This is a genomic window from Bacillus massilinigeriensis (assembly GCF_900111815.1).
GTDB classification, from domain to species: Bacteria; Bacillota; Bacilli; order Bacillales; family Cytobacillaceae; genus Mesobacillus_C; species Mesobacillus_C mediterraneensis.
In genome coordinates this window covers 480,054-493,966 of sequence record NZ_LT630004.1, presented here as the reverse complement: position 1 = coordinate 493,966, position 13,913 = coordinate 480,054, and the positions used below count along the sequence as shown (strand labels likewise).

Annotated in this window: 14 protein-coding genes; all 14 read right to left on the bottom strand. The window is 45.8% G+C overall.

Going from position 1 to position 13,913, the window contains the following annotated elements; translation table 11 throughout:
• Positions 1–654: 654 nt before the first annotated feature.
• On the bottom strand, positions 655–2,139 hold the full coding sequence (lysS, locus tag BQ5796_RS02570; RefSeq protein ID WP_071458839.1) for a lysine--tRNA ligase: 1,485 nt from the start codon (positions 2,137–2,139) through the stop codon (positions 655–657).
• 242 nt (positions 2,140–2,381) lie between these two features.
• A complete protein-coding gene (gene dusB, locus BQ5796_RS02565) occupies positions 2,382–3,374 on the bottom strand; it encodes a tRNA dihydrouridine synthase DusB (RefSeq protein WP_071458838.1) in 993 nt (330 codons plus the stop codon).
• Between the two features lie 26 nt (positions 3,375–3,400).
• Positions 3,401–3,628 (bottom strand): helix-turn-helix domain-containing protein, encoded by a 228-nt coding sequence (locus BQ5796_RS02560; RefSeq protein WP_071458837.1) that lies wholly within the window; start codon positions 3,626–3,628, stop codon positions 3,401–3,403.
• Positions 3,580–4,095, bottom strand: a complete 516-nt coding sequence (folK, locus tag BQ5796_RS02555) for a 2-amino-4-hydroxy-6-hydroxymethyldihydropteridine diphosphokinase (RefSeq protein WP_071461114.1) — start codon at positions 4,093–4,095, stop codon at positions 3,580–3,582. The genes BQ5796_RS02560 and folK overlap by 49 nt, the downstream gene beginning before the upstream one ends.
• Positions 4,095–4,457 carry a dihydroneopterin aldolase gene (gene folB / locus BQ5796_RS02550; RefSeq protein ID WP_071458836.1) on the bottom strand — a complete coding sequence of 121 codons (363 nt, stop codon included), beginning with the start codon at positions 4,455–4,457 and terminating at the stop codon, positions 4,095–4,097. The genes folK and folB overlap by 1 nt, the downstream gene beginning before the upstream one ends.
• Positions 4,450–5,295: a dihydropteroate synthase gene (gene folP, locus BQ5796_RS02545; protein ID WP_071458835.1), complete on the bottom strand. Its 846-nt coding sequence runs from the start codon at positions 5,293–5,295 to the stop codon at positions 4,450–4,452. The genes folB and folP overlap by 8 nt, the downstream gene beginning before the upstream one ends.
• 5 nt (positions 5,296–5,300) lie before the next feature.
• Positions 5,301–6,170, bottom strand: coding sequence for an aminodeoxychorismate lyase (gene pabC, locus BQ5796_RS02540; RefSeq protein WP_071458834.1), 870 nt, complete (start codon positions 6,168–6,170; stop codon positions 5,301–5,303).
• Between the two features lie 14 nt (positions 6,171–6,184).
• The gene (gene pabA / locus BQ5796_RS02535) at positions 6,185–6,772 is read right to left on the bottom strand and encodes an aminodeoxychorismate/anthranilate synthase component II (RefSeq protein ID WP_071458833.1); all 588 of its coding nucleotides are present in this window, start codon (positions 6,770–6,772) and stop codon (positions 6,185–6,187) included.
• The gene (locus BQ5796_RS02530) at positions 6,769–8,226 is read right to left on the bottom strand and encodes an anthranilate synthase component I family protein (RefSeq protein ID WP_141769920.1); all 1,458 of its coding nucleotides are present in this window, start codon (positions 8,224–8,226) and stop codon (positions 6,769–6,771) included. Before BQ5796_RS02530 ends, pabA begins: the two co-directional genes overlap by 4 nt.
• Positions 8,227–8,779: 553 nt before the next feature.
• On the bottom strand, positions 8,780–9,706 hold the full coding sequence (gene cysK, locus BQ5796_RS02525; protein WP_071458831.1) for a cysteine synthase A: 927 nt from the start codon (positions 9,704–9,706) through the stop codon (positions 8,780–8,782).
• A gap of 158 nt (positions 9,707–9,864) precedes the next feature.
• On the bottom strand, positions 9,865–10,023 hold the full coding sequence (locus tag BQ5796_RS18015) for a hypothetical protein (RefSeq protein WP_159430969.1): 159 nt from the start codon (positions 10,021–10,023) through the stop codon (positions 9,865–9,867).
• A 15-nt stretch (positions 10,024–10,038) separates the two neighbouring features.
• Entirely contained in the window at positions 10,039–10,917 is an 879-nt protein-coding gene (gene hslO / locus BQ5796_RS02520; protein WP_071458830.1) for an Hsp33 family molecular chaperone HslO, read from the bottom strand.
• A 21-nt stretch (positions 10,918–10,938) separates the two neighbouring features.
• Positions 10,939–11,706: a type III pantothenate kinase gene (locus BQ5796_RS02515; protein ID WP_071458829.1), complete on the bottom strand. Its 768-nt coding sequence runs from the start codon at positions 11,704–11,706 to the stop codon at positions 10,939–10,941.
• 155 nt (positions 11,707–11,861) lie between these two features.
• Positions 11,862–13,823: an ATP-dependent zinc metalloprotease FtsH gene (gene ftsH / locus BQ5796_RS02510; protein ID WP_071458828.1), complete on the bottom strand. Its 1,962-nt coding sequence runs from the start codon at positions 13,821–13,823 to the stop codon at positions 11,862–11,864.
• Positions 13,824–13,913 lie beyond the last annotated feature (90 nt).

Below are 13,913 nucleotides of genomic sequence, written 5' to 3'. Positions count from 1 at the left end.
TCCGCTCGACTTGCATGTATTAGGCACGCCGCCAGCGTTCGTCCTGAGCCAGGATCAAACTCTCCATAAAAGAGTGAGTGATTAGCTCATCAAATAAAACGTTGGCTGATGGTCAGTGACCATCATATTATTGTTTGTTGACGCTTGTTTGTTTAGTTTTCAAAGAGCAAGTTCGTTGGTTCCCTTTAAAAGAAGCAACTCTTATATACTACCAGCATATAAAGCTGATGTCAATAAGTTTTTTATGTTCTTTTTTCTCTAAAGTAGCTGCTATCTTGGTGACTCGCAGCAACAGATATTAATATACCACCGTAATACCAATGTGGCAATATGTTTTTAACAGTTTTTTAACGGAAATGTAAAGTAAAACTTTTCACGCAACTCATTTTTTTAAAGCAAGTTTGCCTTCAACAAGTTTATGTGAATAGGCTGATCTATCCAAAAAAACTAACAAAAAGGCCAGATCCCTTTAAAAATAATGATCTGACCTTTCTAGAGTTGATTAAAGATATTGGTTAACAATTGAGTGACTAAAGAGAAGGAGAGCTCGTACGCCGCGCCGGAAAGCGAGGCATCCTGGAGTGAAAATCAACCGGACCATTTAACAAACTCTATCCTTTAAGTCACCCAAACCCCGCGCTTTGTTTTTGCCTTTTAGCGTTGGCGCATTTGTGGGAATAGCAGTACGTCACGAATAGAAGGTGAATCGGTTAACAGCATAACAAGGCGGTCAATTCCGATGCCAAGGCCTCCTGTTGGCGGCATACCGTACTCTAGTGCTTCGATATAGTCTTCATCCATATCGTGTGCTTCATCATTGCCCTGCTCTTTTTCTTTCAACTGTGCTTCAAAACGTTCCTTTTGGTCAATTGGATCGTTCAATTCAGTGAACGCGTTAGCATGTTCCCTTGCTACAATGAATAGCTCAAAGCGGTCCGTAAACCTTGGATCCTCATCATTCTTCTTAGCCAGCGGAGATACTTCTACCGGATGACCATAGATGAAGGTTGGCTGAATGAGCTTCTCTTCTACTTTTTGTTCAAAGAATTCGTTAACGATATGACCGTAAAGCATATGCTCAGTAATTTCGACGCCATGTTCCTTCGCAAGCTGGCGAGCTTCTTCCACGCTCATTTCTTTCCAGAAATCAACGCCAGTATATTCTCTGATGGCATCGACCATATGAAGTCTCTTCCATTGAGGCTTCAAATCGATTTCATACTCACCGTAACGGATGATAGTGCTGCCGCATACTTCTTGAGCGATATGCGCAACGAGGTTTTCTGTCAGTGCCATGATGTCATGGAAATCCGCATATGCTTCATATAATTCAATCATCGTGAATTCCGGATTGTGTCGTGTGGACACTCCCTCGTTCCTGAACACTCGACCGATCTCATATACTTTTTCAAGACCGCCAACAATAAGGCGCTTGAGATGTAATTCGATAGCAATTCGCATGTAAAGCGTCATATCCAGCGCGTTGTGATGAGTGATGAACGGACGTGCAGATGCACCACCGGCGATAGCATGCATCATTGGCGTTTCTACTTCAAGGTAGCCGTGGTCATCAAGATAACGGCGCATCGACTGAATGATCTTGCTCCGTTTGATGAAGGTTTCACGGCTTTCATCATTCACAATCAAATCAAGATAACGCTGGCGGTAACGCTGTTCTACATCTTTAAGACCGTGGAACTTGTCCGGCAGCGGGCGAAGCGCTTTTGACAGGAAGACAAATTCACTGACTTTAATGGATAGTTCTCCAACCTTCGTCTTGAACAACGTACCTTCGACCCCGATTAAATCACCAAGATCACTATCATTGAAAATAGCGTACTGCTCTTCGCCTACACTATCATGACGGACGTAGATTTGGAGTTGTCCTGAAAGATCTTTGATATGCGCAAAACCGGCTTTTCCCTTGCCGCGTTTTGTCATGATACGTCCTGCAATCTTCACAGCTACGTTCTTTTCCTCAATTTCTTCTTTTTCTAATTCTCCATACTCGGCTACAAGCTCCCGAGTCATATGGGTTCTTTCAAAACGCTTGCCGAACGGGTCAAGGCCTTTCTCTCTAAAAGCCTCCATTTTCTCCCGTCTCACTTGCAGTTGATCGTTTAATTCTTCATGACTCATCGGATTCACTCCAGTAATAATAGAAATTTTTATATATGCCGCTAAATTGGATATACCTTTTATTTTACACAAAAAAAGATAAATGAGTCTAGGTGAAATACATACATGCCCATCATTCAAGCGCAATTTTTGACGAAGTCCCGGCAGCTTCCTCCAGAACAATAAAAAACTGCCAGAATTCAGACTGGCAGTCTAAGTAAATATGAAAAGTATTATAGAGAATCATACATCGAATGTCAACGTCATCCAGCAAAGGATTCTTGTGCGGAGATTTCTTCCACAAATCCGTTTAAAAGATTAGCAAGCTGCTCTCTTGTCGTACACTCATTCACTGCGTTGCGGACACGGGCATTACCCCTGATTCCTTTCAAGTACCAAGCTGCATGCTTCCTCATTTCTCTGACAGCAATATGTTCATTTTTCAATCCAATCAGCCTATCGAGGTGAAGAATACAAACATCGATCTTTTCACGCGCTGAAGGTTCACCAAGCAATTCTCCGGTTTCCAAATACCGAACGGTACGATAGATCATCCAAGGATCCCCAAGGGCTGCCCGGCCGATCATCACGCCATCAACGCCTGTTTCATCCAGCATTCTTTTTGCATCCTGTGGCGTTTTCACGTCTCCGTTTCCAATGACCGGAATTCCAACAGATTGTTTCACTTCGCGAATGATATCCCAATTGGCTGTACCTTCATACATCTGCATCCGGGTGCGCCCATGAAGAGCTACAGCCTTTCCTCCAGCCCGTTCAACCGCCTGGGCATTTTTCACCGCGTAAATATGGTCTTCATCCCAGCCCATCCGCATCTTTACAGTGACAGGCTTTTCGACAGCGTCGACCACTGCCGAAACCATTTCATAAATCTTATCAGGGTCGAGCAGCCACTTTGCTCCTGCATCACATTTAGTGATTTTCGGTACAGGGCAGCCCATATTGATGTCGATAATATCGGCATTCGAGTTACGGTCGACAAACTTAGCCGCTTCCACTAACGTCTTCTTTTCTCCCCCGAAAATCTGGAGGCTAAGCGGTTTCTCCCGCTCGTCGATAAAAAGCATATCCATTGTCTTTTCGTTTTGAAAGACAATTCCCTTGTCGCTGACCATTTCCGCGCATACAAGGCCTGCTCCGAATTCCTTGACCGTCAACCTAAAAGCTGAGTTGCATACACCGGCCATTGGAGCAAGAACGACAGGGTTCTTCATTTCAATATCGCCAATTTTTAGCATCGTTTACCTCCTTCTCTGTTTATTCTTTATCTTGACCATTGGCAGCTGTCGTCCTTTGGTGCGAGTTCATCGATACTGACGTCAAGCATTGAAGCCACTTTCTGAGCAAAAGCATCTGTCGGAACCCTGTTTCCTCGTTCAATCTCTCCAAGCACAGAGACGGAAACTCCGAGTTCCTTCGCGAAACTTTCCTGGGTATAGCCTTTCAGCTTTCGAAAAGCGCGAATACGTCTTCCCCATTTTTCTGCTTCCATATTCGAACTCCTTCTTGATCATACATGGTTTCAAATGGACCCGCTGGTATTGGCACTCTTGCTGACTGGTTAATTTCGCTAAGCGGGACTAATACAAAAGCCCTTTCCCACATTCTAGGGTGCGGGACAATAAGTGTATCTGTCTCAATATCTTCTTGATTATAGAGCAGAATGTCAAGGTCTACCGTCCTCGGACCCCACCTTAATTCCCTTTTCCTCCCAAGTGACTGCTCGATTTTATGGCATGTCTCAAGTAGCAAAAAAGGATCGAGATCTGTCCGTACTTCTACAACCATGTTAAGGAAAGGCGCCTGTTCTTCATAGCCGACAGGATCCGTTTCGTAAACAGATGAAACATTTACCACTTCTATTTTTTCATTGCTGTCGAGATGTCGGACGGCTTGTTCCAGATTATAAAAACGGTCACCCATGTTTGAGCCAAGTGCAATAAAACTCGTGTTTTCTATCATAGCCTGCTCCTTCTGATCTCCACCTGAACGGAATGATAATGTCCAGGGATAGGAGGATCAGGCTTGATCACTTTTACGGTGCACGCTGCAGCAAGCGGGAATCGGGCGAGCACGGCTGCCGTTATTTTTTCCGCAACCGCTTCAACAAGCTTTAACGGCTTTCCTTCTACTACTTCCCGGCACGTTTCATAAAGGTCAGCATAGTTAATGGAATCTTCTAAGCGGTCGCTTTTACCAGCTTTGGAGAGGTCAGCTTCCACCGCCAAGTCAACGGCAAAACGCTGGCCAAGCTTTGTCTCTTCCGGGAAAACCCCGTGGTAACCGTAAAATTGCATTCCGTTTACATATATTTTATCCATTTTCTTTCCCCTTCCCCATAAGAGCATCCATCATTTTGGCCATCCGCACCATTTCTTTTACATCGTGGACTCTAATGATCTGGCACCCTTTCTGGATTCCAAAGCATACCGTAGCACCAGTCCCCTCCATCCGCTCTTCCACAGGAAGATCAAGCACTTTTCCTATCATTGACTTTCTTGAAGTGGCAAGTAGCACAGGATACCCCAACGCAACAAGCGTATCCAGTTTTTGCATCATCTCAAGATTTTCATCGAGGTTCTTCGCAAAGCCGATTCCTGGATCAAGCACGATATTTTCATCCTTTACGCCAGCTTCTCTTGCAATAGCGATGCTTTCATAGAGATCATTTAGTGCATCCCGCATAAACTGCTGATAACCCCTTCCCTCACGGTTATGCATCAGGATGATCGGCATGCCAGTCTCCGCCGCCACACTAGCCATAGACTTGTCCTTCTTTGCTCCCCAAACATCATTAATAATTGTCGCCCCTGCATCCACCGCTTGCCGAGCCACTTCCGCCTTATATGTGTCGATGGAAATAGGGAGGTCAATTCTCCGGGAGATTGCTTCAATGACAGGGACTACCCTTTCTAATTCTTCCTCTACTGAGACTTCCTTGGACCCAGGGCGGGTCGATTCGCCGCCGATATCGATAATGTCCGCCCCATCCTCTGCCATTTTCGCTGCATGTGCAAGCGCTGCATCCATTCTGCTATATTTTCCGCCATCCGAAAAAGAATCCGGCGTAGCATTAAGGATACCCATTACGATTGTCTTTTTATGATATTCAAGGCGGTACGGACCCGCAGTCAGCACTCCGCTGTTACTTCCAGCCATCCAGCTCATCCTCCAGTAAAAATTTCGTCCTTGCTCCAAATCTGTTCCCTCAAAGCAGCGTACATGCGATGAAGTATTTTCACGGTATGTCCGACTTTCCCCGGCAGCTCCAATCCATCAAAGTTTGCGACAGCAGTAATCTCTTGAATGGAATTTGTTAAAAAAACTTCCTCCGCGGATTGTATCTCTTCCGGTAAAAAGAACCCTTCTCTTACCTCAAATCCCGCATCCTTTGCAAGCTTCATGACAAATTGGCGAGTAATTCCGTTTAAGATACCTGTTTTGACTGACGGGGTAAAAAGCACTCCCCCTTTTTGCCAAAAAAGATTGGAGACGATTCCTTCCGCAACATATCCTTCTGCTGTCAGAAAAATCCCTTCAGCCGAATTAGAGCCCTTCATTTCTTGTTTTGCCAGCACATTGTTTAAGTAATGATGGGATTTCAGCCTCTGTTCCCCTTCAGGCGTATTCCTTTTCAGCTTCAGGATAGCCGCAGTTTTTTCTGAAAGAGGAGGATCAGGATCAACCGGCTTCATAAAAATGAGCAGATTTGGGTTAGTATACAGCTTATCTCGAAGACCCACCCCGTGTATTCCAGCTGTTACATTTAACCTGACATACGCATCGTCCAATCTATTCGCTTTAAGAAGAGTATGAAGCGCATCGAGGATTTCTTTTCGGCTATAGCATCCATCGATACCTATCATTCGAAGGCCCTCATTCAGTCTCCGAAGATGGTCATCCAACAGAAAAGCGTGTCGGTTATATATGCGGAAGGTTTCAAAAAGGCCAAGTCCGTACAGGAAGCCATGATCCAACGGAGAAATGCTTGCCTCCTTCTCCTCCACAATCCTTCCGTTTAAAAACATCAGCATAGGTTGATCACTCCTTAGAGCACTTGTGGCTGAAGGGAGTGCTTGCGGATGAAATTCCGCAGCAGCTGCTTGCCAGGGAGCGTCAAAATGGATTCCGGGTGGAACTGGACACATTCCACCGCAAGCTCCTTATGTCGTAATGCCATAATTTCCCCTTCTTCTGTCCAAGCGGAGATTTCCAGCACATCCGGAATCGTCTCTCTCTTCACAATCAGGCTGTGATAGCGAGCCGCAGGGAAAGGGTTGTCCATCTTTTCAAAAATCGTTTTTCCGTCATGGTACACCGCTGAAGTCTTTCCATGCATCAGCCTATCCGCCCTCACGATATCTCCACCAAATACCTGTGCAATTGCCTGGTGCCCGAGACATACGCCAAAAAGAGGTATTTCCCCGGCAAAGTGCCGGATAGCCTCAAGGCTGATACCTGCTTCATCAGGACTGCAAGGACCTGGCGAAATCATCAGGATGCTTGGAGCAAGCCTTTCGATTTCAGCAATAGAAATTTGATCGTTCCTTGCGACTACCAGCTGTTCGCCCATCTCACCAAGATATTGGACGAGGTTATAGGTAAAAGAATCATAATTGTCGATCATGAGTATCATTGTGTTCCACCTTCTCTCTCAGCTGCGTTTTTTGCACTCCAAAGGGCTTTCCCCTTTTTCAGCGATTCAAGATATTCGTTAACCGCGATAGAATCTATCACGATACCTGCCCCTGCTTGAACGTGGGCTTTTCCATCCATACAAAGCATTGTCCTAATGACAATGTTCATTTCCATATCCCCATTGTAACCAATCCATCCAATTGATCCTGTATAGATTCCCCTCCGGACAGGCTCTAATTCTTCAATGATTTCCATTGTCCGGACTTTTGGCGCACCGGTGATGGTCCCTCCCGGAAACGCTGCATGAATGATATCCGGCCAGCTTTTTCCCTCGGCAAGCTCCCCTTTTACGTTGGAAACAATATGCATAACATGCGAATACTTTTCAATCACCATAAATTCGTCAACTTCCACTGTTCCATATCGAGAGACTCGTCCAAGGTCATTCCGCTCCAGATCAACAAGCATGACATGCTCCGCCCGTTCTTTTTCATTCGAAATCAGCTCTGCTGCAAGTCTTGTATCTTCTGCTTCATCTCGTCCTCTAGATCTGGTACCAGCAATAGGCCTTGTGCTGACGATGTTTCTTTTTTTCTTTACGAGAAGCTCCGGAGAACCGGAAACAATCTGGTAGTCTTCTGTCTGAATGAACGCCATATAAGGAGAAGGGTTCAGTCGCCTGAGTTCTCGGTATACCTCAATGGCATCTGCAACAAGCGGTCTAGACTGGCGTACAGACAAATTCACTTGAAAAACGTCACCTGAAGAAATATATGCTTGGATGCGATGCACAGCGTCAATGAATTCCTTTTCCGTCATGGACACTTCCAGTGAATCATCGAAAGAGTTCGAGGCAGTACACTTTTTCTCCATCGCCGGATAGAGGGCTTCCCACTTTTCCCTCCAAATATTGGCGGCTTCGATGGCAGCTGTTTTTTCCCCATCCGGGTAGAGAACCATGAGCACTAGCTTTTCTTCTATGTGGTCGTATACAAACACTTCGTGAAAAACAAACAGCAAGACGTCAGGCAATTGGAGGTCGTCTTCTGCCAGGGTTGGCAGCTCTTCGATATGTCTTGCGTAGTCATAGCCTATATATCCAATTGCGCCTCCCTGAAAATCAGGTAATCCCGGTACCTCTTCGACAGTATACCGGTCCATCCATTTCTTAATACTTTGAAGCATGCTTTTTGGTGCTGATGGCAGGTCTTGTTCAAGCGGAAGACCGTCAACTGTTAACACGCCTTCCTTCCCTTTCAGGACAGCCGCCGGCCCAAAAGCCGCAATGCTGTACCTGCCTCCCCGCCCGCTTTCAAGCAGCACATGCTCGTGATAATTTTTCGCTATATGACAATACGATTGAAAAAACCTTTCGGCATCATAAACCACTTTTTCATGATAAATATTATACTTCCCCAAGCAAACACACCCCTTGATTTCTCTATTTTCCATTTTACACGATAAATCGTATGCTTTTCACTCTCTATGTGCAGTTTTTGCCGAGGGATATGTTGGATGCGATACAGAAGGGAAGCAAATGGTTTCGGTTTTTAACGTGATGAAAGGCGATTTGGTATCTAGAGGTCGGAAATCAACCATGTTTCACGCTTTATCAACCAAGTCAGCCGAGTTATCAACCAACTTCCTCACGATATCAACCAACTTCGGACCGATATCAACCATCTTTCCTTAGAAATCAACCAAACGCACTCCCTGCGCGCTTTCTTGGCATCCTGGTTCGTAAAAAGAGGCGCTGGAGTTGATCGCACAGCACCCTCTCTATCCTGAAATGACGGAATCAACCAGGTTTCACGCTTTATCAACCAAGTCAGCCGAGTTATCAGCCAACTTCCTCACGATATCAACCAACTTCGGACAGATATCAACCATCTTTCCTTAGAAATCAACCAAACGCACTCCTTGCGCGCTTTCTTGGCATCCGGGTTCACCGCCAAAGCAGCAAAAAACAGCCCAATTAATGAGCTGCTTTTTTAATAATCTATTTCTAATCCTCGAATTGGTAAAGTGGCGTGCTGAGATAGCGTTCGCCGTTACTTGGGATGATCGCTAACACTTTCTTGCCTTTTCCAAGCTTCTTCGCTGTTTCCAATGCAGCATATATAGCTGCTCCCGAGGAGATGCCGCCAAGGATTCCTTCTTCCTTCGCCGCACGGCGGGCGTAATCAAAAGCCTGTTCGTTTTGCACTTTAATGATTTCGTCGTACATTTTTGTATCAAGGACGTCAGGCACAAAGCCGGCACCGATACCTTGGATTTTATGCGGACCTGGTTTGCCTCCGGAAAGGACAGGAGAATCAGCAGGTTCGACGGCAATCAGCTTGATGTCCTTATAATGATCACGAAGCACTTTTCCGGTTCCTGTAATGGTTCCGCCTGTTCCAATTCCAGCAATAAACGCATCTAGCTGTCCGCCCATCACACTTACGATTTCTGGACCTGTTGTTTTTTCATGGACAGTGGGGTTGGCTTCATTCTTGAACTGCTGCGGCATGAAATACCCATGCTCCACTGCGAGTTCTTCTGCCTTCCTGATAGCGCCTCCCATTCCATCCGGCCCAGGTGTGAGAACGAGCTCTGCACCATAGGCACGCAGCAAGTTGCGGCGCTCCATGCTCATCGTTTCCGGCATGACAAGGATTGCTTTGTATCCTTTTGCCGCTGCCACCATAGCAAGGCCAATACCCGTATTGCCGCTTGTCGGTTCAATCAGAGTATCTCCAGGATTCAGCTTCCCAGCCTCTTCTGCAGCTTCAATCATTGCGAGAGCAATCCGGTCTTTGACGCTGCTTCCCGGGTTCATGTATTCGAGCTTCAAATAAACATCTGCACTGTTTTCATCTGTCATCCGATTCAATTTGACAATCGGCGTCCTGCCGATCAACTCCGTTACAGAGTTTGCGATGTGTTCCATTCCTTCCACCCCTTATTTCCGAGTATTTTTGTTGGTTTTAATAAAAATTTAACAGTCTTTTCTCCTATTGTCAATGAAATTCAATTGCCATACTCTCCTCTATCCTTTCCCTTTCTTATCCAAACAAAAAAGCACAGTCCAATTAGGACTGCACCTTCTTACTCTTCATCGGGAAAAGTTACTTTTATTTCACTCCAGAACTGCCTTGCCGAAATAGGCGAGTCCAGTTCCTCTAGGATCACAAACAGAAAAAACAATGCCGCAATGTTAAGAATGACAGAGCAGACAAGCACCATTAGAAGGCGTTTATTCCCCAATATGCTTTCCCCCGGTTATTTAGCGTCTTTCTTCAGCTCTTCCAACTCTTCTTTTGTAAAGACATATTTCTGACCGCAAAAATGGCAATTTGCTTCTGCTTGTCCATCCTGTTCGATCATATCCTGAATTTCTGAAGCGCCAAGGCTGACAATCGCATCACCAAAACGAGCCTTTGAGCATGTACACTTAAAACTAACAGGCATTCTATCGAGCACCTTTACATTCCCTTTGCCAAGAACCTCATCGAGAATTTCTTCTGGAGTCAGGCCTTTTTCTATCAGCTTCGATACAGGCGGAATTTGTTTGAGGCGATTCTCTATTTCTGTGATGACAGCATCATCAGCGCCAGGCATGAGCTGGAGAATGAAGCCCCCTGCTGCTTTCACCGTATTGTCCGGATTGACGAGCACACCTACCCCAACTGAGGATGGCACTTGTTCCGAAGTCGCAAAGTAGTAAGTGAAGTCTTCGCCAAGTTCACCTGAGACAATAGGCACTTGTCCGGTAAAAAAGTCCCGAAGTCCAAGATCCTTTACAATCGTAAGGGAACCTGTCGTGCCAACTCCCTTGCGCACATCAAGCTTTCCATGCTCGTTCAAGTCAAAATGGACATGAGGATTGGATACATATCCCCGTACTTCGCCTTTTGCATTGCTGTCCACGAGGATCAAACCGAGCGGACCCCCGCCCTCTACCTTTACTGTCAGCTTTTCCTCGCCTTTTTGCATTGCGCCCATCATGGCTGCAGCTGTCATTGTCCTTCCAAGGGCCGCTGTGGCAACAGGCCATGTGTAATGGCGTCGCTGCGCCTCACTGACCGTCTCTGTGCTTTTTATTGCAAACGCTCTAACATAGCCCTCATAAGCCAGTGCTTTTACTAAATAGTCATTCATCCTGCTGCTCCCTTCCTTTGTTTAGTCACTATTGCGTCTATAAATGAGCTGAAGACCCTTCAATGTTAAAAATGGATCAACTATATCAATAATTTTTGACTCTGTTGCAATCAAGGATGCAAGTCCGCCAGTTGCAATGACTGTTGGTTCCGTTTTACTAATATCCTTCATGCGCTGCACTAGTCCTTCTACCTGGCCAACATAGCCGTAGACAATCCCCGACTCCATGGCAGAGATAGTGTTTTTTCCAATGACATCATCCGGACGGGTGATTTCAATACGTGGCAGCTTTGCGGCACGCGAATAAAGCGCTTCAGTGGAAATGCCGATGCCTGGTGCAATAGCGCCACCCATATATTGCTTCTGTTCGTTGATGTAGCAATAGGTTGTCGCTGTTCCGAAGTCCACAATAATGAGCGGGCTGCCATACTCATGGATAGCTGCAACCGCATTTACGATTCTATCAGCACCCACTTCGCGCGGATTTTCGTATTTTATATTGAGGCCTGTCTTAATCCCAGGTCCCACCACGAGTGGCTTCACTTGGAAATATTTCTGGCACATTCTTTCCAGGGCGAACATAATCGGAGGCACTACCGAGGATATGATAATACCATCAATATCGGAAAAAGAAAGGCCGACATGATTGAAAAGGGATTTGATGACCATTCCGTATTCATCTTCGCTGCGATGGCGGTTCGTTTCGATCCTCCAGTGATGCTTTAGTTCGTCTTGTTCGTATACCCCTAAAACTATATTCGTATTCCCTACATCAAATACAAAAATCAAGTTCCTCACCACTCTATTATATTTTCAAAACTGCATGCAAACATCATAACACAATGTAAAAGAAAAGCGGAAGAAATGCGCAAGGTGCTTCCGCGATGAATAACAAGAGCAAGGCGCAACAAAGGGCGCCCTTTATGGGAGCGCCCTTCACATTGTTATTTCTGGTCATCTTCATTGACATCAGCAGGAGAATTCCCACGAACTTCTGTAATTTCTCCTTCACCTGTCGCTTCGTCCTTCTTGGAGTTGATAGTCACTTTGACATCATCGTCCTGACGAATCGGAGCGTTCTTTTCCGGAAGCTTTCCTGTTTCCACCAGATGCTTAATTTGATCGGCATCCAATGTTTCCACTTCCAGAAGGGTTGTTGCAATTATATCAAGCTTGTCGCGATTTTCAGTGAGAATCTGCCTTGCTCTTTCATAGCATTCCTTGATGATCCGTTGGATTTCAAGGTCGATTTCATAAGCGATAGCATCAGAATAATTCTGTTCATTGTTGAAATCGCGGCCAAGGAAAACCTGCCCTTGACTTTGGCCAAACTGCAATGGTCCAAGTTTGTCACTCATCCCAAATTCAGTTACCATCCTCCTTGCAATGCCGGTAGCACGCTGGAAGTCGTTGTGGGCACCCGTGCTCACTTCACCGAAGACAATTTCCTCCGCTACACGACCGCCGAGAAGGCCGGTAATTTTATCAAGAAGCTCCGGCTTTGTCATGAAGTAGCGGTCCTCTTTTGGAAGCATGACCGCATATCCGCCAGCCTGCCCACGCGGTACAATCGTTACCTTGTGAACAATATCTGCTTCATCCAATACAAGTCCAATAACTGTGTGGCCGCCTTCGTGGAATGCCACGATGTTTCGTTCTTTTTCCGAAATAACACGGCTTTTCTTGGCTGGTCCCGCAATGACACGATCTGTCGCCTCATCGATATCGGACATCTGGATTTTCTTCTTGTTTAAGCGGGCTGCAACAAGTGCTGCTTCATTGAGAAGGTTCTCCAAATCCGCCCCTGAGAATCCAGGTGTACGCTGTGCAATGCTTTTCAGGTTAACAGAATCATCAAGCGGCTTGTTTCTAGCATGGACTTTCAGCACCGCTTCGCGTCCATTTACATCCGGACGGTCTACTGTAATCTGGCGGTCGAAACGTCCAGGACGCAGAAGTGCCGGGTCCAGGATATCCGGCCTGTTTGTTGCTGCTACGATGATGATGCCTTCGTTCGCACCGAAACCATCCATTTCAACAAGAAGCTGGTTCAGCGTCTGCTCCCGCTCATCATGGCCTCCGCCAAGACCGGCGCCCCGCTGGCGGCCGACTGCATCAATTTCATCGATGAAAATGATACATGGTGCATTCTTTTTCGCTGTTTCGAACAAATCACGAACACGGGATGCACCCACACCCACGAACATTTCCACAAAGTCGGAACCGCTGATGGAGAAAAACGGTACGCCTGCTTCGCCTGCTGCAGCTCTCGCAAGAAGGGTTTTACCTGTTCCTGGAGGTCCTACAAGCAAGATGCCTTTAGGGATACGAGCGCCTAGTTCGGCAAACTTTCGAGGGTCTTTAAGGAATTCGACCACTTCGACAAGCTCTTGCTTTTCCTCGTCTGCGCCTGCAACGTCCTTGAAGCGGACTTTTTTCTTCTCATCGTTATAGAGCTTCGCTTTGCTCTTTCCAAAGTTCATCACTCTGCTGCCGCCGCCCTGTGCTTGATTCATCAGGAAGAAGAACAAAATGAAAATAATGATGAACGGAATAATGGAGGTGATGAAAGCAATCCATCCGTTTGTTTCTTTTGCTGGAAGGATTTCCACCTTCGCCGCTTTCGCTGCATCTTGAATCTGGTTGACTTGCTTTTCGCTGTTAAGTACATAGGTAAGGAAAAAATTTTCTTTTTTGTCTCCCTTGAGCTGTCCTCTGACCTCGTACACGCCGCGTTCAGGCTGTATGGTCATGGACTTGAAATCGCCATTCTCGATATGAGTGACGAATTTATCATAGGTGATATGCTTCGTTGGCTCATTATTGCCGTTAAAGAAGCTTACTACACCAATAATGACTAAGAATATTAATAAATAAAAGATGGTATTACGGAAGATCCGATTCATCCCTTACCTCCTCCCACGGTAGAAAACTATAGTAAATAGTAACATAGTAATTTATGGTTATTCAAGGAATTGACCTTGCCCAGCGCTAGA